Here is a 23,691-nt window from a genome sequence, read left to right on the forward strand (position 1 = left end):
ACTCCTTCTTAAAATAGTGCATTCTCTTTGCTCACTTTTCTAACAAATAAGTTCGTAACCAGGACGAGCAAGAAGCCAACTACCGCCTGATACAAGCCTGCTGCCGACGACATTCCGATGTCCCCCATCGTGAGGAACGTTTGATACACATACGTATCTATAACCTGCGTAGTCGGAAATAAAGCGCCTGCATTTTTCGTAACTTGGAAGAATAGGCCGAAGTCCGCGTAGAAGATTCTGCCTACTTGTAGCAGTGTCATCGTAATCATAACAGGCATGATGAGCGGAATCGTGATGCGTTTCACTTGCTGCCATTTGTTGGCACCATCGATTAAAGCAGCCTCATAATATTCATGATCAATCCCAATAATAGCGGCCATGTAAATCACCGTGTAGTAACCAAGGTTTTTCCAAGTGTTTACGATCGGCAGGATCACGGTCCAATATTTCGGCTCCGTATACCAGTCGATCGGCTGAATGCCCAGCTTTGGCAGCAGCACCGTATTCACAAAACCATGCTCTGCTCCCAAGAAAGCGTAGACCAGATAAGCAACACACACCATAGATAGAAAGAACGGCAGAAACATCGTACTTTGATGAAACTTAGCTAGAAATTTACTGCGCATTTCATTAAACATGATCGCCATTGCAACCGCTATCACTAAATTCAACACGATGAACACCAGATTATAAGAAATTGTATTTCTTGTAATTGACCAGGCCACGTCACTGGAGAACAAGTATTTGAAATTGTCGAAACCAATCCATGGGCTCGCCCAAATCCCCTTGGTGTAGTTCACGTTTTTGAAGGCAATTAACACCCCGGCCATGGGAATGTAGTTATTAATGATAAGCAGCAAGGCTGCAGGCGCCATCATCACATAGAAGATCCAATACTTGCGAACCGTCCATAGAAAAGTTGATTTGACCCGGGTTCGTTTTGCAGTATGCCTAGGAGCTGCTTGTGCTGCCGTATTCGGAGTATCGTTCATCATCCCTCTTGCTCCCCTTTCCAATGGATCCGCTGAAGCCAACTTCTTTGCTATAGGTTCATTGTAAGGTTTCCCTACGTAAATCTCTATCCTCGGAGTGACCGAATGAGCACTTCTGTGACATTCGATGCTGGATCGTCATGCGGTCATGAAGTGAATTCTGTGGTTTATACCATATAGACTTCAACATAAAAAAGCCCTTAAAAATCAAGGGCTTGAAAGAAAATAATTTCCATTTATTCTCAATTAACGAATATCCGTCAGAACATATCGTTCATGCCTGCGTATATTCATCTCCTCCAACGTTACTGCTGGTTCCGTGCTGCCCGGCATATAGATCTCATTGAAGGTAACACCTTCAATGAGAAATTCATCTTTCCCCCGGATCATGGATGGTAGTCGTCCTTGATTACGCACCTTAATATTTTTTAAGAGAATATCGCTGACGGGGCCAATCCCTCTTCCGCTCTCTTCAATTTCCAACTGCAGCCAATACGGGCCATTTCTAGTATGAATGACTTGCTCAATATCGATATTCTCGAAGGTGATGTTCTCTGCAGGAGCAGTACCGAAGCGGTGGTGAATCGCGATAGCGCGGCTGGCTTGATAGACGTAACTATTTCTAAAGACAATATTCCGCTGCGCTTGCTCTACACCCATTCCTACCTTAAATGCTGCGCAGCAGGTCCACGCGATCACATCATCGAACGTCACATCCTCAAGCACTTGAGGTGAACCAGGCCAATTTTTCGCAATATCCGTCGCTTCATTCCACGTTTTGGTGGAGAACGGGTCGTCCTCCGAAATGGCAATTGTGTGGGAAACAAGCACATGCTGTGACTCTACAATATCTATGGCGTCATCCTCATAGTCAACCAACGATTGAAAGCCCTTATAGTTCATGATCTTCACATGATTGGAACGAGTGGGCATGAGCGACCACAGACCAGCATCTCTTCCAATAATGCCATCTATCGTAAAGTTGGACGTAGCCAAGGGAACGATCAGATTGCTCACGAAGTTCTGATTCGCTCTCAGCCATGAACCATTTCCATCGATCGTCCCTCTCCCAATGATTGAAATATCAACGGAATTGGGTTCCGTCTGGATCAACCAAGTACCATCCAAGTTCAAACTATCTTTATGAAAATCAATCGTATAATCTTCTTTATGATCCGTAGCCGTAAGTACAGCTCCTCCTTTCAGATAGAGTGTAACATGGCTTTTCAGCATCAGATTACCGATCAGGAATACACCTTCGGGAATGTATACGACGCCCCCGCCAGCCGAGTTTGCAGCATTGATAGCTGCTTGTATGGCTCTAGTTGCCCTAGTTGTCCCTGTGGGGTCAGCTCCATAATCAGCCACCACATGATAGATGCCATCACCAGCCGAAGGTGGAGGGCTCTCTTCTAGCGGATCTGCGATGAGGACGAGCTCCTTCACATTGTTAATTTTCACAATGAGATAGCGGGATTCCTCCAGATTGAACGAAAGCTGATTCCCAACCACCGTCCCTTGAATCTCAAACGCCAATGGGCTTATTGCATACGTATCGATCGGATCACACACCGTAATAGTTATTATTGTTGCGCCGGAAAAAGAGAAATGAGCGTAATCATAATCACGATCCGTCAAAAAAGAGATCACAGGTATGGAAGTATCTCCCGCTCTCACCAAATAATACTCAGATTCTGCATAGATGGATGGCACAGGGTAGGTCTCAATCGTTGCTGACATAGGAAACCTCCTTGTTGGTATAGCGAATATAGGGCGAAGCTTGTAACCCAAATTGCACAAAGCAATAGCGATTCGTGTACATAGGTGTTCCCTTCTCTACACCCCTATCCGTCCATCCAGGTGTATCTGTAAAACTCGATGGTCCTACCTTATAAATCTCACCTTGAATATGATGATGAGGGCCGAGCAAATTACGGCAGCTGTTGGTCAACTCGATTTCGATCAGATTTTCTCCGATACGCAGCCATGGTGAAATATCTGCTTCATACGGCTCCCACAGGAAGCTTCGAACCTCATCACCATTTATGCGCAGTTTGTTGACGATGGTATCCGGTGGAAGAGCATAATGCCATTTGGCCTCTGCGATTTCATTAGCCTCTACGTACAATAGCTGCTGTACACGTAATGTACCCGCAAAGAATGGAAAGCCCTGTCGGACAAGATCTCCCGTTGTTACATCATTCGGCATCTCCGTGAGGACGAACGGTCCGTCTGTATATACGGCTTGACGCTCTCCATTCGTGAATGGCGATTGCGATTCAACGCCGAATGAGCCGACGATATAGATGCTTTCGAGCTCCGTATCCAAGGTCAATCGATTTCCTTCCGATTCGAACTCACGAGCGATTTCAATCGCTTTGTAAGGGCTGATCCCACATCTTAGGCATCTTCTGATGACACCCGCCTTTCCCCTATTTCAAACATAGCTGAACGAGATCATCCACATGTGCAGTTGCAAGGCAGACAACCGTATCCGCAGAACCATAGTAAATTTTCACTTCACCTGAAGGCTCAAGAATCATCCCGCCGGGGAAAATGACATCGTTCCTAAATCCGCCATCCGTCTCATAACTGGCTTCTGGTGCGAGTAATGGCTCTTTATACATACCGATCACTTTTTTCGGATTATGCAGGTCAAGCAGCATAATGCCGCCTGTATATCTCTTTTTCCATGCAGACTCCCAGCCATTCTTGCCTCTAGCGTGGTCGATATCTACCGCATGGAAGGTCGTCAGCCAACCTCGCTCTGTACGGATGGGAGGTGCAGCCGGACCCACTTTATCATTAGCAAAGGGAACTTGCTCTACAGCCAGCAGGAGATCCGAATTGCCCCAATAGACCAGATCAGGTGACTCCGAAATCCATGTGTCAAAGCGATCAAGACCACCTCGACTATACACGGTAAAAGGACGTTCCAAACGGACATAGTTACCGCCAATTTTTTCAGGAAACAGGACCATATTCCGCAAATCAGGCGTCGATAAGCTTAGAACTTCGAACTTTTCAAAATCGTCGGTAACGGCAATACCCCCGCGAATGCCATGCTGCGTATCGACGGCAAAGCACATGTAACAACGTCCATCAATTACAGTAAGACGCGGATCGTAGGCACGGATGATTTCCCCATCATTCATTTTGAAACACGGCTTAGGACCGACTTCCCAATGGATCCCATCTTGACTATAGGCAATCCCCAGATCGGTCGTGGATGAAGACTCCAATCGTTGCTCACTCACAGAGCCGTAATCATTGCGAAAGACCATTACATAGCGGCCATTGAACTTGGTCACGCCTGCATTAAATACAAGTGCTGTCGGATACGGAACACGCGCTGCGTCCAAAATCGGATTATTCGGATGACGCTGAATCACTTGGCTCGATTTTAATAAACCTGTTATAGGAATTGACATCATTAGGACCTCCACATTGGTTTTTATTCATGGCCATAACCATACCTATTTTGATACGCCCTATCAATCTACATTTCTTTGCAGCATTAACATGCGGTCTTTTCTACATAAAATAAACCTCCATCACCACATCGATTGTGGAAATGGAGGTTCAGACGACCTCTGGTATGATAGCGGACGCTCTTACTGGTGTACCTTACGATAATCGCCTGGTGTTGTTCCTATCATTTTCTTAAATGCCCGTATGAAAGACATCTGATGTAAATAACCTACCCGCTCCGAAATGTCTTGAATAGAGAGTGTCGTCCCTCTCAACAGTTCCTTCGCGTGCTCCATCCGAATCTGACAGAGATACACAACGAACTTCTCACCGAAGTCCTCTTTGAACAACGTGCTCAAGCTGGATGGATTCATATGAAATTGGTCGCTTAGCCCCGACAAAGATAGATTAGGATTACTGAAGTTCTCCTCAAGGTAATCCTTCACCCTTTGCACGACACCATGATTCCCTTTACTTTCACGTATCGCTTCCATTTTCTTCGCACATGATGAAAGCGTATTGGAATAAAAGAATTCTAACTCGTCTAATGTTTCGAGCGCATCTATATTCTCATCCCATGGTGTCGGAAACTCGCGATTCCACAATTCCTGATATTCCGGAGGCAGCTCCATCATTTCCCGGTAGAAATAATAGTTCATATAACTCAGAATGCCGCTAATCTCTTCTTTAGGCAGCAACAGTCTTTTTAACCCTTCAAACAAAAGCCTTAACTGCTCTTGCCAGCCTTCATTGCCTACCCGGAAAGCTTGGGCGATCGTCCGGACATATTGTAAGTACACATAGAGATCATCATGGGACAGCAGCTCGATTTCCCAATGACCGATGACACGGTTACTGCCAAGCGCCGATTTATAATCAAGCGCTCTTGCTGCAGATTCATAGGACTGCGATATGGTATTTACCTCGGTTACTGTACATCCTAAACCTGCGGTCACGGTCAACTTTAAATTGTCCTGCATCCATTGACGGATTTGATCCATCAGCGATAACATCGTTGACTCCATGCGAATCTCAGGCTGTTCTTCCAGGAAAATAAGACATAACCGATGGTTCGTAACCCATTCCTGCCAAATGCGCACTCCCCCGGCTTCCGCCGTTTCCTCCACCACTTTTCTCAAAATATACTTAAAGAGCCCCTGATCTTCGCGTGAATGCCCACTAATAAACTCGAGATATTTATCAATTTCAATGATACTTACCGCAGCACTTCCCAGTTGCTTCATGCTCAGCTCTGCCATCTCATTGTGCCATTCTGCTTGATCCAAAGGATGGCTGCCATCTACAATTTCATGAAATAGCTGAACACGTCGATACTTCTGATTCACGAGACTCTGATTCTGGTATTCTTGGCTAACCTCAATAATGCTGCTCAGCGTGTAATCAATATAACTAAGCTCATCCACCGTCGGTCCCTGAATCGGATGCTCTTTATGGATCTGATTGTATTTCTCGATTCGGGACATAATGGTCTCAATCGGTTTATAATTTTTACGAGTAATGTACACAATCCAACCAATGGCTAACAGCAAACCTAAGAACCCGACAATGAACCAACCACTCTTCATGTAGTTAAACACATTGCCCAATTCTTCTTTCTTCAATGAACTCGTGAACGTCCAACCTGTGTAGTTGGATATGTATGTAAAATCATTCACTTTCGGATTCTTACCTACTTGTTCAAAAATCTTATGACCTTCGCTGTCACTGACTGCGATTTGATTCACTTCAGATGTGCCGTATTTACTCAGAAACTCTTGGATGGCACCGACTTTGACATTAATGACCAACATGGCAATACCTTTACTTTGCAACGGCACGCCTTTAGCCATCGAAATAACCATGCCTTCTGAATTCCAATCCTTCAGCGTCCGAAAGGAACGAGGGATACTCCAACTATCTTGCTCAGGGTGGTTCAGATGGCTATCTATGAATGGTTTATCGGCAAATTGCTCCACATTCAGCTTTGTTTTATCACTAATAACCGTCCCATCAGCTGCCCGATATAAGTAGGCAGAATCAATCCACGGATGGGTAGCTGTTAAGTTCTGAAGCAACTGGGAAAGTTCGATGAAGAAGGCCGAATCACTTTGCATCCCTGCGAAGGTCGTCAGTTTCATATTCCGAGTTATGGTTTCCAGCATCATCATTTCTATGGAGTTCAGCGACATATCAATGCTGCTTTGGATATTTTGCACATATACGCCACTGGATTTTAGGGCTTCTTTGCGGGACAGGTCATTGAGCTGAACGACCCCGATAAATACGAATAAACAAACGATAAGAATGAGTACAGGAACATAGGAAAGTAGCAAGCGATGGAACCAATTTCTTCTCAAGTTGGGCTCTCTCCTTCACTGTAAAAGGGTGATTATCTTACCATTCTATCCTTGATGTGGTGAACGGGCAATATACATCCTTTCGCGGAGTTAACAGGAGAGCGTATCTTCCTCATACTGGAAATTCAAATTTATTTTGACCTGTTTTTAGTGGATAATGGTCATTGCCCAACACCAAAGTGCCGGGCAAACCCTGGGGTAGTGTGACTTCGATATGCCAATGACTTCCCCTGCTCTCCAATCTCACTTCCATACAACCTTTCGGGTGCGGAAGCTTACTGTGCAGATGGGTTAAAGATCCTGGCTGCGGACGAATCACGACCGATGTAAAACCCATTGATGCAGGGCGAATGCCAAGCAAGTTGGTGTATACATGGTAGATCGGGTGAGCCCCCCATGCATGGCAGTCCGATCGTGTAGAATCTAGGAAAATTTCCGGCGTCGTTCGAAGACCATTCGCCTCCATCCCAAACCAAGGCTCGAATCTGGCTAACAGCTCCTCTATATGACTTGTAGACGCTAACGCTTCGAATGTATAATGATCGAAATAAATACTTGTGCGCATCAGGTCCTTGGCCTTCAGCATACCTGGTACAAGACGACGGTTGAGATTCGATGGAATAGACTCACATAATAAGGCAAGCACCTGCGCATGCTCCGAATAATACTGATGACCAGTATCATCGGCGAATAGCCCCCGCTCCTCATTCCAGAATAGCTGCAAAGCCACATTGCTCAGTTCCTCAGCCAGCCGTCTTGTTCGTAATTCCAGCTCTGTTTCACCTAAGTAAGCTTCTAGCTTGGCAACCAGCTCCAACGTATGAATCATCTGCAGGTTGAAGGCCGCATTCAATCGATCCTCGCCATGCGGCGGTGTACCCGAGTTCCAAGCCTCTGAGGGCGCCGTCTGCCAGTCCATGAAGTTCCATGAAATAGGCAGCTTTACCGCACCCTGCGAGGAACGTTGGACCAATAACCGATCCAATTCATCCCGGACACTGCTCATCATGGAACGAACCCATTCCGAATCACCTCTCCAGAGAGCATAATCATAGACCATCGCCACCCACCACAAGGAGAATGAGGAAATATGTTTGCCGCCTTGTTCCGGGTAAGCACAATTCACAAGTCCAAGATGGTTGTTGCGAGAAGCTCGGAACATGTCCAGCGCTTTACGTGGTAATCGATCGTCGAGCGTACTCACGTAGGTAACCAGCGACTGAATACGTTGTGTCCCCTACATACATAAGCTGCTCCCAATATGGGCAATCCATATAGGTTTCGTGCGCACACATTTGCAGCGTCCTGAAAGATTTGGTCATGACTTGATTTAGGCGTTCATCGCTGGAATGAATAAAACCTTCCATCTCTAATGGATATCTCGTTTCCTGCAGTCTAAACTCGTTAAGATACAACCCTTCACTTTTCGTTTCCACGATCAGCTCGCCATAACGTCCCGCGTGCCACCACAATGTTTCAAATTGTCTGCCCAATCCCCCATCGGGACGAAACGTATCGCCGTATCCTTTGAACCATTTACCTTCAATGTCATTCCGATTCGTCTTGCGTCCGCCATCCGCTTCATCGTAGAGGGTCTCCTCCCAATGAAGTTGAATAACAGCACCTTTCCCTCCCGATACGACAAGTTCAGGGTAAAAACAATAGTAGTCGTCCAAATCGAGTATGACGCGTCTTCGGGTATGAGCTGGCATGTACAAGGGCTGTCCTATAAGTAAACCATTCCATTGCTCATGCTCTTCTATTAAATCGCGACTTGCGTCGATCGGTTGTCCGCCCGACTCCAGGATGCCGGCTTGCTCAACGAAGCGTACTGTGCTCGGCTTGATGTTAACCGCATGCATCGCGGGCAATACAGCCGGACGCATTAGACGCTGTGTCGTCGAAAAATGGTAATTATCCGTCCTATGGTAGACATGCTCCCCTGGCTGTGCCGGAAACCAACCGACACCCTCCCCGGACATGGCCTCCCAATCAAAGGAAGCGCCGTCAATATCCAGCTTGGCGCCAGTACCGATGCTCGAAGGCAACGGGACAAAACGATAGCCCGGCATTGGCTTCGCTTCCCACTGAGCCACGCCGGTTCCCATCAGAGGTGCGAGTGCTACCTCATCCGGACTAAGCAAAAAACCTGGTTGTACGCTGATTTGCGCCCAAGGCTTATACTCGCCTAGCGCCCAGCAGCGCCCAATCCATTGATGTTCTCCTGCGGGAATGTCAACCTCATACGTTTCATAGAACCAATTGCTGCGGTCTCCACGCTCGCTGCCTCGGCCGATCCTTGTATGATCCAAATATAGCTCATACCTTTCGTCACCAGATACGTGTATCCTTACACGAAGGGCTTCATTTAAAGTGAATAGGCAGCGGTAGACGATGACATAGGGAGGCTCTCCCGCTTCGCTACATGTCACCCATCGGCATGACCAACCCGTCGTCTGTTCCCAAGGTTTCTGGGATTGATTTTGCTCTATTTGTCCTTGATAGGGTAAGTCAGCAAACAGTATACGCAATCTAAACACCTCCTTCATTACCATATCGATTTGGGTACGTCCTATCAATCTACATTTCTTTGCTGGATTAACATGTGCTCTCTTTTTGCACAAAAAAAAGCTCCTCTTCCATTAGTGGTTATTCAACCTGACTAATAAAAAGAGGAGCTTATATTTTTAGGCAGCCTATATGTATACTGATCTACTTGGTAATCTTACGGATTATAGCTCACTTTGACGTCATCTACACTCATCGAGCTCGCATTGCCGCCGATCGATGCGTCTACCATATCGACTTTCGTGAGACCGGTATACCGATAGTTCCATTGCGAGCCTCGTAACTCGCCGTTCACGTAGACATCGAACTTTTTCGTTGCTGTGTTGATAACCACTTTGAGACGGTACGGTACGCCGTTCGTGATCGAGGTCAGCACGTTCGTTTGTGTCCCCCCGTTATAGCCCCAGATTCTGCCGTTCTGCATAATGAGATGAGCAGCAATGCTGCTCGAGGTGAGGCTGCTGTCAGCGACGATCAACGCGTTCTTCCAGTTGTTGTCATCTGCGGTCACAGTCGCTTCTGCAATAACTGTACTGCCTGCTGGTGCGGTAAACACCTTATACGCCTCGGCTTTGCCGCTCATGGACGTAGTTGTCAATTTGGCGGCTTTGTTAGTCGCCGATCCGCTCACCATCTGCACGACCCCTGTATTCCCTGACACGCCGCCGTTATCGAACACCCATCCGCCTTGCCCATTCAGGTTGCCGAGAGTCATAGTGTTAAAGTTCTCATCGATAAGAGACGTCAAAGTAAGCGGTGCATACGATACTTTCACATCGTCTACGCTCATCGAGCTGGCATTACCGGCGATGGAGGTAGAGAACTTGTCAAGCGTGTTCACTCCTGTGAATCGATAATTCCAGCCCGTAGCGAGCTGCGTATCGTTGACATAAACATCGTATTTTTTCGTAGATGTATTGATAATAACCTTTAATCTGTACGGCTGGCCACTCGTAATCCCCGTTAGAACATCGGTTTTGGTGCTGCCATTATAGCCCCAAATTTTACCGCTTTGCATAACCAATTGTGCCGCTACGTTATTGGCAGTTAAGCTGTTGTCCGCTATGATTAAGGCGTTTTTCCAGTTGCTGTCGTCAACCGTTACAGTAGCCTCAGCTGTGATATAACCCCCTTGAGGCGCGTTGAAAAGTCGATAAGCTTCAGCACCTCCGCTTGTTGAACCTGTCGTTACTTTCAGCGACTTCTCGGTGTTAGCGCTGTTCGTCGGCTGAACGACAACGGTATTCTCAGCCACGCCTGCGTTATTGAAAATCCAGCCATTTTGCCCAGTCAGCGAACCAGGCGTCATCTCATTAAAATTTTCGTTCACTGTATAGCCAGTAATTGGGCCTGCAGTAGGTGTTGCAAAAAATACTTTAATACTGTTCCCTCCGGCACCGCTCACATTCACAGTAAGGGTGGTCGTACCACCGCTGGTGCTGGCAGTAATCCGTGAATCCTTATAAGCGACCGGTCCCAGATTTTGCGCAATCGTAAGTTGAATGGTGCCTGTATTTGCCTTCGTTGGATCGGATACGGAAACTTCCGTTCCGTTCTCACTCGTGCGTACCAGGACGGATGCCTTTTTGTTACTGGTGACACTGCTCACCGTTTTTACCGCATCATTCCAAAAGTTAATGCCTAGTATTCCTAGCGTATTTTCCTTCACAGCCTGTGCATCCGTTGAATTCTCAACGACCGTAATGTCCGGGTTTGCGGCATACGTATCTACTTCTCCACTGGACTTGCCCGGCAGCAGCACATAGGAATATTGACCGTTTGTCGGATTCGTCCCGTGATCAAACCACAAATTCATAAAATTGTTCGTATGGTTCGTCGTGTAATCCGTACCTACATAATATTGGTTGATACTAGACCATTGATCTGTACGTGACTCTCGCAAACCTTTAAGCGTTGTCGTTGTCGGGAAATAGTAACCGATGTCTGACCCTGCCACACTTCCGGCCAAATGAATCCGGTTCACGCCAGTCATCGTTTCACTCCAACCTAATGCGGTTGACTTTGCAGCACCGTTGACAGTAAGTGCGTTGTTACCGCTGCCGTTAAGCTTTCGGTTTTCAACGATCGTTTCAGCAACTTTGTTGTCCGTGGACGTAATGCCGGCACCTAGACTGACGATCTCATCATCAAACATGAACCATGATTTCTTCGCCTTCAGCGTATATCCATTAGCCGTGTATTGCATGCCTGAAATTCCGTATTGCCCTGAGATCTCCGTGCCTCCAACCCAACTATTCGGATTTTTGACATTGGTTGCTGCTGTTGTGTTCTGGTTAACCGTCGTGCCTGGCAAGCGATAGCTGTTTACCGTAGGCCAGAAGGAATCTTTATACTGGCTCAAATCTGAATTATACAGATAGGTCATCCCGTCCCCGGTATGCCAACCCCTTAAATTCTCATTATTGATACTTTCAAAATTGGCGATTTTATCGGAAGACATGCTGATGCCAAATGTAAATCCCGGTCTAAGGTGAACAGCTCTAGCCATATTAGGATATTGTTTGTTCATAGTAAGCGAAGCTCTTGTTGTTACAGAAGCATCACTCATGATTTGTTTCGTTTGCACGATAGAGCTGATCATGACTAAATCCGAATACTTCGTAGGAGATGTAGACTCCAACATCCACTTTTTGACCATCGATTTATAAGCTGCCCGATCGCTAGCGGAGGGAGCGGACAAAGCCATTCTTACCACAGATGCACCAAGTGCCCCCATAGACGTTGATCCATTATCATCGCTCGCAAATCTGGCAATGTTCCTTCCTCTGACCATATCTAGCATGGAGTTATTAACAAATAGCGGTTCAAACGCATTGTAAATCCATTGATAGATATTATTCACATCCGGATCCGTTATGTCCCAAGTAGAACCTGCTACGATATACATCACCTTGGTCAGATTATCGAGCAAGTTGATACCATAACCTCCGTTATAAGGGATGAAAGCCGTATGTTGAATAAAAGAGCCATCGCTATACATGCCTTCGCCGGAAGTTACATAATCAAATACCGAACTAAGTTGATCTCTGCCTTCTATGATTTTGGCGCTGTTCTTGACAATAATTCCACTAGTTATTTTAATGTTGCAAGCCCATACGCGATTGGCTCCAGTCAGACCCGCTCCCCATTGCAGCGCTTGGTAGTCGATGACAGCATGCCAATTATTTATCTGTGTTGAGGTTAAACTGCCATAAATCCATGTCGTAATGTTATTAATGCTGAGTGGCGAGGAGATTTGCCAGTCAAACCAATTGTCATAACCTCGTTTAGGAACGCTGGTATTATATCTGTTCGTGTACATCCAATCCATAGCACTGATAATATCCGACAGCAAAGCTGCGTTATTTTGAAGCGTTGAACCTCTTGTCACATAAGCCAGTGTCATCGCTTCTAACCGCTGATAACTCCCTGATACGTGCTCTGATTCCGTTGTTGTTGCCATGTCACTCCACAGGTAGGTTCTTCCTGCACTCTTATTCATCGTATCCCAGTTCGTCTGAGCAAGAGTCGTAATATTGGTGATCTTGCCACTAATGTCTGGATCAGCTGGATCGTAGGTAGAACCTCCAGTAGTAAAATCATAAATTTTCGCTCGTAGTGTGTCATACTCATCTGCCGCATAGGCAGGGTGAATGGGCAGTGCCACTACATTGACAATCATAGCAAACACTAATATAAGCGCTTTCAAAAAATGAAATCTACCCATTAACATAATTAACCTCCTTCATATTGGAAAAATAAGCTTCCTTCCGAACTCATTTTCAGCAGGAAGGAAGCTCATAATGTAATGCAAGAAATTTAACTTATTACGTCAATACTTTCATTATTTCGTCAACAACTTATAGTAATCTTTCGTGTAAATAACGTCTTTCTTATTATCCGTATAGGCTTTCGTATAGAAGTCATCGACTTTCTTACCGCCGCCTTTTTCCCAAGCATCTTGTGCATCTTTCATCGCTTGTTCAACGGTATACCCTGATCCACCGACAACAGCTTTTGTATAAATATTGGTTAGTGTATTTTTCAATGTATTCTTAATAACTGTCAGATCATCCGTCAGTGTAACGGGAAGCACGATCTCGGATGTTGTTGGACGGTCTGGCGTGATATAAGCCGCTCTACCTTGCTTAATCAAGTCAGTATACGCTTTATCAACCGGCTTCGAAGGATCCAATGTGTTCGTATAATCCACACATTTCCCCATCTCGCCTGTTTGAGACATCATTTGGAAATCGCCATTCCAATTTAATTCTTTCTTGTTTTTCTCTGCATCAATTGGTTTCGGACAACCGTCTACCATCTTGTAGTTAACGCCTTCAAAGCCATACATCAACGTCTGTTGGACTTCAGGCTTCATTAACCAATCCACATATTGCACAACGGCTTCTACGTTTTTGGCAGTTGCATTGATAGCGGACGTAAATTGCATTGGTACGGCACCAGCAGGTGAGAATTGACCAATTTCAGACTTCGGAAGTGGTAGAATCGCTACTTTGGCATCTGGATTATTTTTGATCAGCGTATTGTAAACTTCGTATCCTTTAGCTCCTTCTAACACATCTGAACCATAAATGCCAAGCTTGCCGTTTACCCAATCCTGCTGAGCTTTAGCACCATTTTTATCTGTGAACGTATCTTTATCGATAGCGCCAGCATCATATAGGCTCTTTTTAAATGCTAAATCTGCTTTTGGACGATCCCATGTCCGCACATATTGATCATTGATCAGATGATAGGACGTGATCATCGGCAATGTCTCATCACTCGCTTGCCCTAATTGGTACATATAGTCCACATCCCAGAAAGTCGAACCAAGTGTATCCTTCTTGCCATTACCATCAGGGTCCTGCTCTGTGAACGCTTTCGCAACTTGGAGATACTCTTCTGTTGTTTTTGGCATTGGAAGCTTCAATTTATCCAGCCAGTCCTGACGAATCATCACATAATGGTTAGCTGCAAAAGGCAGCGTGCGACCAAAGAAATACGTTTTCCCATTAAATCTCGTTAATTTCTGCAGGGACTCATTGCCAGCGATCATCTTTTTGTAAGTGGTGGAATACTTCGAAATAGCATCATCCAGCGGAATGATTTGCCCTTTGGATGCCAAGTCCTTCATATAAGGATTCGAAAATTCCATGATTAAGTCAGGCGCTTGTCCTGAAGCGAACAGAACATTCCACTTCTCCGAAGAGTTCGTACGTGGAACAGGGATAAACTCAACTTGCACTGGTGCATTCTCATTAATCCACTTCGTCCAGCGGTTATTCGTAATTGTACCTTCACCCTCAGGGACATTGTTACGATCATATATGGAAACGGTAATTTTCGGCTTGGGCCCCGCTGGTTTCGCTGTTGCCGCAGCTGTGCTTGCAGCGCTTGGCGTCGTTGTTGCACTATCCGTCTTGTCTTTATCTGTTCCACATGCCGCAAGCAGCGTCGTGCTTGAGAGTACCAAGGCCAAAGTAACTGTTGCCGCTTTCATTTTGTTGATTTTTTTCATATGAATAAGTCACCCCTCATGATTTGTACGTGCATTTTCAAGATAACCCCGATTATTTCATCACATTTAAAATTAAGACTACCACGTTTAGCGCTTCGCATCACCCCTTTCAGAGAATTACCATTATCCTTTGACAGCACCGATCATGACACCTTTGACAAAGAAACGCTGCAGGAACGGATACACAATTAACATAGGCAACGTCATCACGATAACACCTGCCGCTTTAACACCCTCCGGCGTAATGGCTGCTGCTAAATCAGGCTGCGTCGACGTCAACTCCTGCATCAGCGTCTGATTCTGGATCATCTGCTGTACGAGCACAGCTAAATTCAACTTATTAGAGTCATTGATATAAATAAGGACATTCATGAAAGCATTCCAATGTGTAACGCCGTAGAACAGCGATAAAGCAGCCAATACAGGTAAGGACAACGGAAGCACGATTTGGATGATCAATCGCCATTCGGAACAGCCATCGATCCGTGATGCCTCTTCGAGTTCTTCGGGAAGCCCTTCAAAAAAGCTGCGCAATACCAAAAGATTATAGACAGCTATTAACCCTGGCAGCCATAAAGCTCCGTAGCTATTAATCAGCCCTAAGCTTTTGAGCAATAAGTAGTTAGGAATTAATCCTGCTGTGAAAATCATGGTGAAAATAATCGCGAATGAGTAGACGCTGCGCCCAATAAAATAACGTTTTGACAAAGGGTAAGCGGCAAGTATAGTGAACACCATATTTAAAGATGTACCCACCACCGTTATAATTACACTATTCGTAAAATCCTGAAAGATTGGACTTTCTTTAAACAGCGCCCTGTAGCCCCCCAAGCTGAAATTAACGGGCCAAAAACTAATCGTTCCTGACATTAACGCATGCTTATCGCTAAACGAAAGCGCTAGAATATGAATGAGCGGCAGTACACAACTAAGACCAATTAGAAGTAGAAAGATGTAGTTGATGATGTAAAATAGTTTCTCTCCTCGTGTATGTTTCATAGGCTTCTCCTTCTTTATAATGTTAGTTCAATTATGCGATTACCATAAACCTTGGCCGAAGCGACGTGCGATCCGATTGGCCGAGATAACTAGGAGTAAGCCCACCAAGGATTCGAACAGCCCCATCGCTGTTGCAAGGCTAAAATTGGCTTGCTGGATCCCAATTTTGTACATAAACGTACTAATCACTTCTGAGATCTCAGATACCGCATTATTCTGGAGGACATACACTTGATCAAAGCCTAGTTCCATCAGATGCCCGATTTTCAAAATCAACATAATTATGATCGTTGGCATAAGGGCCGGTAACGTAATCTTGGTTGTTTGCTGCCATTTATTAGCGCCATCCATACTCGCTGCTTCATATAAGCTTTGATCGATAGACGTCAGCGCTGCCAAGTAAATAATCGCGTTCCAACCGGCTTCCTTCCAAACCCCTGAGGCGACAAAGATCGAAACCCACGAGAATTCCTTATATAAGAAGGGATAAGACTCTCCAAAAAGCTTTTCAATTACATGATTAAGCGTGCCCGTACTTTGTGAGAAGATAGTAACGACAATACCTCCGACGATGACCCAGTTCAGAAAATGCGGCAGGTACACGAGCGTTTGAACGAGTCGTTTGAACTGCATCTTCCTGACTTCATTCAGGAGGAGCGCCAGGACAATCGGTATCGGGAAGCCGATAATGATACTTAAGCCACTTAGTTTCAAGGTGTTCCAGATGATACTCCTTATTTGTGGGCTCTGGAAAATCATTTTAAAACTATCCAAGCCGGCCCAAGGACTGCCCCAAACCCCTTTAATGAAGCTGTATTTCTTAAAAGCAATCACGAGCCCCGTCATCGGATAATATTTAAAGATTAGGAAGAAGAGGATGACGGGCACAAACATGATGTATAAAGGAATGTTCTGTTTCAGTACGCGTTTGCCATACTTCCTAACTAACCAATTGCTTTTGGTGCTTACTTTATTCGCCTTCGGATTAACCATCGCTGGTATTGAAGGCTGGTGATCTTGACTCATCGGTGTCACATCCTTGCTCTGTAATTTGAACTCATCGTACCTGCTCAGCCGTCATCCGTACAATATACATGATTTCGATCAGTTAACAGGCTTATGTAGTGCGGATATTCGCTGTCCGATATACACTTTTTCTAGGGATATACATGTCATTATGATGATCGATTAGGCTTGTGAAGCCCCTCTTTCCCAGAAAGAGGAATGCCCCTTCAGCTTAGCTAGTGCTTCCATATAGTAATAGTCGCCGTAAATAAGCGGCTTATTCACATTCTGATTCATGGGAACATTGCCTGTTCCAGCAAGTAGGATCGCTTCTTCCGAATCATCTGCCAGATAGTTCGTCGTTAAGGACTGCAAGATTGTACAAGCCTGCTCCTTATAAAAGAGTGCCTGATCGCCTTCAAATACCTCGGCTAGATCCAGCAGTCCGCTTGCCGCAATCGCTGCGGCACTCGTGTCACGCGATGCCTCCTCGAAGCTCGGCAATCGGAAGTCCCAGTACGGCACCTTATCCTCTGGTAAGTGTGCCAAGAAGAATGCGGCCGCATGCTCCGCAGCGGCCAGGAGATCGGCACGGCCGGTATGGCGGTAGCTGAGCACCGAGCCATAGATCGCCCATGCCGATCCACGTGCCCATGCGGATTCTTCCGCATAGCCTTGGCCCCCAAGAGCTCCGACCCGTTCGCCTGTCTCCGGGTCGAAGCAGACCAGATGATACGCGGAGCCATCCGCGCGGATAAACTGCTTCGCAGCCATTTCGGCGTGCGCCTCTGCGATATGTTTAAAGCGAGGGTCGCCTGTCTGTTGCGACGCCCAGTAGAGCAGCGGCAAATTCATCATGCAATCGATGATCGCCCATCCGATTCGCTCAGGGCTGTTCCATGCCCGGATGAAATTCCCTTTGATATTGAATCGCCCCGCCAAATGGCTGGCAATCTTCAATGCTCGGCGTTTGGACACCTCGCTTCCTGTCAGGTACCAGTTCGCTATTGAAGTTAGCGTCCACATGAAGCCCATATCATGATCCAGGGGCTCATAGGCCTCAATCACAGCATCCAGCTTCTCCTCGCAGCTCTCTGCGAGCCGCCGAGCTTGCTCATCCTGCTCCTCTTGATAGACGAGCCATAATAACCCTGGCCAGAAGCCAGCGGTCCAATAATGCGGCGACATCAACTGAAATTGACCTTCGGTTGAACCGTGTGGAAATCCCGCGCCGACACGTCGGCTCGTTCTTTTTATTTTATCTACACCATGACCCCATGCATCCTCTATCCACTTCTCTGTGTCCATTGCCATTGCTGTAACACTCCCATCCGTTGAATGCTTCAAGCATATCCACATCGCGAGTTCTGCTCAATATACATGTTTTTGTTCTGTTAACAAGATTGCAAAATAGCTAGCCAAACAGCAACACAGCACTTAGCAGCATCACTCCGGCAACTATTTGATCTTCAGTCAGTACTGACTCCCTTTCGCTCCACGCCAAAAAACCAGCATACCCACACAAGGGCTACTGGTCTCTAATTTGGATCTACTTCTTCCCCGCGTTCAATTTCTGCAAAGTTTCCTCAACACTTCATCAGCCCTGAAAGTTTTTCCTATACTCCTGTGGCGATAAACCCGTATATTTCTTGAACATTTTCGCGAAAAACGAAAAATGTGAATAACCCGCCTGCTCCGCCACATAGCTGATCTTATCGTTCGATTCTGCTAGCAGCTTCTTCGCCTTCTCCATGCGTATTTTCAAGCTGTATTCGGAGATCGATAACCCCGTCTCTTTCTTAAATAGTCGAGATAAATAAGCCGGATTCAGATAAACAGAGGCTGCTAACTCCTCTCTGCTAAGCTCTTCATCCAAATGTTCGTCCATATACTGGCATAACTTCGCCGTAACTGCGGAAACACCTTTCAGATGACTATTCATATAGTCACAGCTGATTGTCGCGATACGTACTGCCCAGTTCCTGAGTTGATTGAGCGAGCGCGTCGCATTGCCATAATCCTGTAACTCTTGATGAGGGAGCATATCATGAACAGCCAAACCTTTTTTATGCAAAACATGGTACACCACATGCAGCAATCCATAATAGAACGCTTCCACCGTTTCGGGCCCTATGTCCGCATGCTGCAACCGATCAATGTTCTCCTGAATACGGGCAACGAGTTCCGCTTTCTTCCCAGCTTCCAGCAGCACCATCCAGTCTGCAAAAGTCGGCGCTTGCGGCTTATTCACGAGTGGCTGATCCGTCTCATTTTCCATCAAGACGCAGTTACTCCTCGTCACATTATTTCGTTCGGCTTGAAACAGATCCCCTACCTTCGCCGAAAGCTTGAGAAGCGGCGTCATTTCCCCCATATAGCAGGACAGACTGCATTGGAAATAGCGATGACAAGCACTAATATACGCTTCACATCGTGCTTTGATATCTGAGAGAGAGGGCTGATTTCCTTCCACATCATACAGCAGCACTAGCGTAGAGCCATTCTCTTGAATGACACACCCCAGCTGATCCACAACAATGATCTCTGCAGCAGCCTTTCGAATCGCATATTCCATAATCTCTTCATCTCTTGCGTTCAAAGCTTCTTTCCAATTCTCTACGCTTATTAAAATAGGATAAATCGTACTCGTCATCTGCAGAGGGATATCATACATCTGGAAATTTCGAGACAGCCGCTCCTCATTCACTGGTATTTTACCTCCAAGAAGCTCCTGCCAAAATTTCTCCACTAATGAAGGCAACTCGTTAACCCAATGACTATAATACATCTTATACGTTTCATGAAAATCTAACTGCTCCTGATCCTCTTTAATCTTCTCAATAGCATGCTTCACAATATCCTGCAACCGATCATGATCCACAGGCTTTAGCACATAATCAAAACTCCCTAATCGCACGGCTTGCTGAGCATATTCAAAATTCGCATGCCCCGTTAAGAAAATCGTCTCTGTATGCGGTGAATTCGTTCGCACCCATTCTTGCAGCTGTAATCCGTTCGCACCAGGCATTTCAATATCCGAGATCATGATGTCGATACGATTCTGCGCCAGAATCAGCTTTGCTTCATTCACATCAAGCGCCTCATAAATCTGTCCAATCGGGAATGGCTCCCAGTCGATTCCGATCGTAATTCCTTTCACCGCGATCTTTTCGTCATCCACAACGAGTAAATTAAACATCCGTATCCACCCTTCCCCAATTTAGCGTTCCATTTCCGTCCCTTCCACATCTGTATCCGTCTTTACCCGTTTAATTTTCTATTTCGTCCCTTCCACGTCTAACCTTCCGTTTTCGTCCCTTCCACATTCGAGGATTGCAGTGGCAACCTCATCTGCACAAGAGCCCCTCTCTCCGGTTTATTCTGAAATCTCAGCGCGACTTGATGGCCATAATTCATTTGCAAACGATGCCGCACATTCCAAATCCCTAGATGTTCATCTCCCGATTCGTCCAAATACTGCGATGAATTCAATTGCTTCAGCATTTCGGGTTGAAAACCATCTCCATTATCACTAATGGACAGAAGAAAGAACTCATTAGGTGCGTCAGGATCTTTCTCCGCACTTACTTTTATCTCGAAAGTCCCATACTGCTTCGTAAAACCATGAATCACCGCATTCTCTACAAAAGGCTGAACAATAAGCGGAGGTATCGCATAATGACAATATGTATCTGGCAGCGCTATATCAAAGACCAAATGATCCGGATATCGCATCACCTGAATCTCCAAATAATTGCGAATATGCTCAGTTTCATCCTTCAATGTCATCGTCGTCCGGTTCGTTCGCATAATAAAACGGAAATAATCCGCCAGATGCAAAGACATCTTCTGGACTGCTTTTGTATCCTTCAACGCGGCAAGGTTATAGATGATGTTCAAACTGTTCATATAGAAATGCGGATTAATCTGCACTTGCAAATGCTTAAACTCCGCTTGCTGCACTCGGATCTTCTCCTCATACACCGAAATCTTCAAATTCTCGATCTGATCTACCATGTTATTAAATGTAGCGATCAGAAATGCAAATTCCGTCGAGCTGCCCTCATGCAGCCGTACCGATAATTCCCCTTGCGCAAGCTTCCGCATCCCGCGAATTAATTGCATGAGTGGTTTGAACAGGATACGCTGCACATACAACAAATACACCCCCAGCACCAAGGCTCCGCCAACTGGTAAAAAGTAAATCAGGAGCTGCAAATACGGCAAATTCTGTAATATATTTTTCTCTGCGATAATCAGCTCGAAATCCAGATCTGCATGGCTAGACGCTTCACGCACAATCAAAAACTGCTGATCAAGCTCCCGATCTTTCACAATTTGAAATCCCGAGCTTTTGGGCGTAATCTGATTACTTATGTTTTGGTATCTTTTTAATGGGAAATACGCCGTTGTCAGTGTTGCACCATCAGGTGCGACAACAATCGTGCCTCCACCTTCACCCGTGTCCCACTTGCTCAAGGGCTCTACAAGGCTGCTCATCTTGATGAGAATCCCGCCGGATAGCCCTGCACCCAAGTCCTTATTTATTTTCATCAAATAATGATCACCATTCTTGGCTTTCATAATGAGCCAGTTACCGTTCGAGCTATCATTGGGTCGCGTCGTCGCATTCTCCACAATGAATTCCTTTACCGTCTGCACACGGTCATAATAATAAGTATTTTCTCTCGTCGTAACTAACAGATCACCTGTTGTATTCGAGAATATAAAAAAGGTGTTGATCAAATTATAAATATCCAGCTGCCGCGTGAGCTTATTAAACAATCTCTGCTTCGCCAGAACATAGTCATCCGATTCTAAAGCATACAAATTCATATTGATCACATCCGGATCACTATATAAATGAAACAAATAGTTATCGAACTCTTTGAGCGTATTATCCGTATCCTCCACGTATTGCTGTAGAAGCTTGTTGTAGTTTTGGGAGATTTGATCCCGAACTACATTCATCGAATAGGCATTATTAAATATAAGAAACAAGACCAATGGCCCTACAACCATCACAAACCCTATAAATATTTTAAACCGCACTGAATTCACTATGTTCAAAAGGGTCCCCGCCTCATTCTCATTTTAGCTATGATCTTTCATTGTACGTATCTCTTACATATTTTACTATCTGCAAAACACATGTACATAGCATTTTGGATACTTTATCCATGAAAACAGAAAGATTATTCCCATCTCCATCTGTGAATGTGTTAACCCCTTGAACAGAAAAAAAGCCCATGAAATCAAATGATTTCATGAGCTTCTTCCATTCGGTATACCGGCAAGAGGACTCGAACCTCCACCCTTTCGGACTCGATTTTGAGTCGAGCGCGTCTGCCATTCCGCCATGCCGGCATATCTACTTGTAAAACAATGGTGCCGAAGACCAGACTTGAACTGGTACGGTAGTCACCTACCGCAGGATTTTAAGTCCTGTGCGTCTGCCGATTCCGCCACTCCGGCTTATAAATTTGTGGAGGCGCCACCCAGATTCGAACTGGGGGTAAAGCTTTTGCAGAGCTCTGCCTTACCACTTGGCTATGGCGCCTTAGTAATAATGGAGCGGAAGACGGGGATCGAACCCGCGACCCTCGCCTTGGCAAGGCGATGCTCTACCGCTGAGCCACTTCCGCATATAAAACTGGGGATCAAGGATTTGAACCTTGGCATGACGGAGTCAAAGTCCGTTGCCTTACCGCTTGGCTAATCCCCATTGTAGTGCTTAGGTAATAATGGGCGGACGACGGGACTTGAACCCGCGAATGCCGGATCCACAAACCGGTGCGTTAACCCCTTCGCCACGACCGCCACAATATTAAGTTTCTTACTTTTTTGGCAGGGGCAGCAGGAATTGAACCCACACCAAAGGTTTTGGAGACCTTTGTTCTACCCTTAAACTATGCCCCTACAAAAAGGAAAATGGAGGCTGATGGATTCGAACCACCGAACTCGAAGAGAGCAGATTTACAGTCTGCCGTGTTTAGCCACTTCACTAAGCCTCCACAAAGCAATGGTGCCGTCGAGAGGACTTGAACCCCCAACCTACTGATTACAAGTCAGTTGCTCTACCAGTTGAGCTACAACGGCTTATTTAATTTAAAATGGTGGCTTTGGACGGAATCGAACCGCCGACACGAGGATTTTCAGTCCTCTGCTCTACCGACTGAGCTACAAAGCCTAACTAAATATTGCAAGAAAAATGGCGGAGCTGACGGGATTCGAACCCGCGGTCTCCTGCGTGACAGGCAGGCATGTTAGGCCACTACACCACAGCTCCACACTAAGTAATTCTTCTCTTGATGATAAGAGATTGGTTGCGGGGGCAGGATTTGAACCTGCGGCCTTCGGGTTATGAGCCCGACGAGCTACCGGGCTGCTCCACCCCGCGTCATTAAGTATATGTCAGGTTTCCTATTAAATCAAGCCTTGCATAAGGAAACATGATGGAGGCTGACGGGATCGAACCGCCGACCCTCTGCTTGTAAGGCAGATGCTCTCCCAGCTGAGCTAAGCCTCCATGGGAATAAACAAAATTTTAATGGTGACNAGAGATTGGTTGCGGGGGCAGGATTTGAACCTGCGGCCTTCGGGTTATGAGCCCGACGAGCTACCGGGCTGCTCCACCCCGCGTCATTAAGTATATGTCAGGTTTCCTATTAAATCAAGCCTTGCATAAGGAAACATGATGGAGGCTGACGGGATCGAACCGCCGACCCTCTGCTTGTAAGGCAGATGCTCTCCCAGCTGAGCTAAGCCTCCATGGGAA

General features: G+C 45.9%; 14 protein-coding genes and 15 tRNA genes. All 29 read right to left on the minus strand.

The genetic code is table 11. The annotated features are described in order from the left end of the window. Positions 1 to 8: 8 nt before the first annotated feature. The 29 genes from A8709_RS03725 to A8709_RS03865 all read right to left on the minus strand — a co-directional run bounded on the left by A8709_RS03725 (position 9) and on the right by A8709_RS03865 (position 23,684). A complete protein-coding gene (locus A8709_RS03725) occupies positions 9 to 992 on the minus strand; it encodes an ABC transporter permease (protein ID WP_084224649.1) in 984 nt (327 codons plus the stop codon). Between the two features lie 246 nt (positions 993 to 1,238). After that, entirely contained in the window at positions 1,239 to 2,732 is a 1,494-nt protein-coding gene (locus tag A8709_RS03730; protein ID WP_065850848.1) for a glycosyl hydrolase family 28-related protein, read from the minus strand. Continuing rightward, complete coding sequence (locus tag A8709_RS03735; protein ID WP_167356994.1) at positions 2,716 to 3,327, minus strand: hypothetical protein; 612 nt, start codon at positions 3,325 to 3,327, stop codon at positions 2,716 to 2,718. Before A8709_RS03735 ends, A8709_RS03730 begins: the two co-directional genes overlap by 17 nt. A gap of 97 nt (positions 3,328 to 3,424) precedes the next feature. Continuing rightward, positions 3,425 to 4,423: a glycoside hydrolase family 130 protein gene (locus tag A8709_RS03740; protein ID WP_065850850.1), complete on the minus strand. Its 999-nt coding sequence runs from the start codon at positions 4,421 to 4,423 to the stop codon at positions 3,425 to 3,427. A gap of 183 nt (positions 4,424 to 4,606) precedes the next feature. Continuing rightward, entirely contained in the window at positions 4,607 to 6,820 is a 2,214-nt protein-coding gene (locus A8709_RS03745) for a helix-turn-helix domain-containing protein (RefSeq protein ID WP_065850851.1), read from the minus strand. A gap of 112 nt (positions 6,821 to 6,932) precedes the next feature. Continuing rightward, positions 6,933 to 8,024 carry an alpha-L-rhamnosidase C-terminal domain-containing protein gene (locus tag A8709_RS03750; RefSeq protein ID WP_065850852.1) on the minus strand — a complete coding sequence of 364 codons (1,092 nt, stop codon included), beginning with the start codon at positions 8,022 to 8,024 and terminating at the stop codon, positions 6,933 to 6,935. Continuing rightward, a complete protein-coding gene (locus A8709_RS03755) occupies positions 7,993 to 9,351 on the minus strand; it encodes a hypothetical protein (protein WP_065850853.1) in 1,359 nt (452 codons plus the stop codon). The genes A8709_RS03750 and A8709_RS03755 overlap by 32 nt, the downstream gene beginning before the upstream one ends. Positions 9,352 to 9,545: 194 nt before the next feature. Next, positions 9,546 to 13,121, minus strand: a complete 3,576-nt coding sequence (locus A8709_RS03760) for a polysaccharide lyase 8 family protein (RefSeq protein WP_065850854.1) — start codon at positions 13,119 to 13,121, stop codon at positions 9,546 to 9,548. Between the two features lie 111 nt (positions 13,122 to 13,232). After that, entirely contained in the window at positions 13,233 to 14,909 is a 1,677-nt protein-coding gene (locus A8709_RS03765) for an extracellular solute-binding protein (RefSeq protein WP_065850855.1), read from the minus strand. 123 nt (positions 14,910 to 15,032) lie between these two features. Continuing rightward, positions 15,033 to 15,908: a carbohydrate ABC transporter permease gene (locus tag A8709_RS03770; RefSeq protein WP_065850856.1), complete on the minus strand. Its 876-nt coding sequence runs from the start codon at positions 15,906 to 15,908 to the stop codon at positions 15,033 to 15,035. A gap of 39 nt (positions 15,909 to 15,947) precedes the next feature. After that, positions 15,948 to 16,934, minus strand: a complete 987-nt coding sequence (locus A8709_RS03775; protein WP_425262305.1) for an ABC transporter permease — start codon at positions 16,932 to 16,934, stop codon at positions 15,948 to 15,950. Between the two features lie 162 nt (positions 16,935 to 17,096). Next, positions 17,097 to 18,227 carry a glycoside hydrolase family 88 protein gene (locus tag A8709_RS03780; RefSeq protein ID WP_244163087.1) on the minus strand — a complete coding sequence of 377 codons (1,131 nt, stop codon included), beginning with the start codon at positions 18,225 to 18,227 and terminating at the stop codon, positions 17,097 to 17,099. Between the two features lie 283 nt (positions 18,228 to 18,510). Next, complete coding sequence (locus tag A8709_RS03785; protein ID WP_065850857.1) at positions 18,511 to 20,112, minus strand: response regulator transcription factor; 1,602 nt, start codon at positions 20,110 to 20,112, stop codon at positions 18,511 to 18,513. A 98-nt stretch (positions 20,113 to 20,210) separates the two neighbouring features. After that, positions 20,211 to 21,974: a sensor histidine kinase gene (locus tag A8709_RS03790; RefSeq protein WP_244163093.1), complete on the minus strand. Its 1,764-nt coding sequence runs from the start codon at positions 21,972 to 21,974 to the stop codon at positions 20,211 to 20,213. Positions 21,975 to 22,201: 227 nt separating this feature from the next. Beyond that, positions 22,202 to 22,280, minus strand: a tRNA-Leu gene (locus A8709_RS03795). A 19-nt stretch (positions 22,281 to 22,299) separates the two neighbouring features. Then, a tRNA-Leu gene (locus A8709_RS03800) sits at positions 22,300 to 22,388 on the minus strand. 11 nt (positions 22,389 to 22,399) lie between these two features. After that, positions 22,400 to 22,473, minus strand: a tRNA-Cys gene (locus A8709_RS03805). A 10-nt stretch (positions 22,474 to 22,483) separates the two neighbouring features. Continuing rightward, positions 22,484 to 22,558 (minus strand) — tRNA-Gly (locus tag A8709_RS03810). A gap of 8 nt (positions 22,559 to 22,566) precedes the next feature. Continuing rightward, positions 22,567 to 22,638 (minus strand) — tRNA-Gln (locus tag A8709_RS03815). 22 nt (positions 22,639 to 22,660) lie between these two features. Continuing rightward, a tRNA-His gene (locus tag A8709_RS03820) sits at positions 22,661 to 22,733 on the minus strand. Positions 22,734 to 22,758: 25 nt separating this feature from the next. Beyond that, a tRNA-Trp gene (locus tag A8709_RS03825) sits at positions 22,759 to 22,832 on the minus strand. Positions 22,833 to 22,845: 13 nt separating this feature from the next. Continuing rightward, positions 22,846 to 22,927, minus strand: a tRNA-Tyr gene (locus A8709_RS03830). A gap of 9 nt (positions 22,928 to 22,936) precedes the next feature. Then, positions 22,937 to 23,012 (minus strand) — tRNA-Thr (locus tag A8709_RS03835). 15 nt (positions 23,013 to 23,027) lie between these two features. Beyond that, a tRNA-Phe gene (locus tag A8709_RS03840) sits at positions 23,028 to 23,103 on the minus strand. Between the two features lie 22 nt (positions 23,104 to 23,125). Further along, positions 23,126 to 23,202 (minus strand) — tRNA-Asp (locus A8709_RS03845). A 34-nt stretch (positions 23,203 to 23,236) separates the two neighbouring features. After that, a tRNA-Met gene (locus tag A8709_RS03850) sits at positions 23,237 to 23,313 on the minus strand. Between the two features lie 56 nt (positions 23,314 to 23,369). Then, positions 23,370 to 23,442, minus strand: a tRNA-Val gene (locus A8709_RS03855). Between the two features lie 36 nt (positions 23,443 to 23,478). After that, positions 23,479 to 23,555, minus strand: a tRNA-Met gene (locus tag A8709_RS03860). 56 nt (positions 23,556 to 23,611) lie between these two features. Next, positions 23,612 to 23,684, minus strand: a tRNA-Val gene (locus A8709_RS03865). Between the last annotated feature and the right edge of the window lie 7 nt (positions 23,685 to 23,691).

Source organism: Paenibacillus pectinilyticus, from assembly GCF_001700435.1.
Taxonomy (GTDB): Bacteria; Bacillota; Bacilli; order Paenibacillales; family NBRC-103111; genus Paenibacillus_E; species Paenibacillus_E pectinilyticus.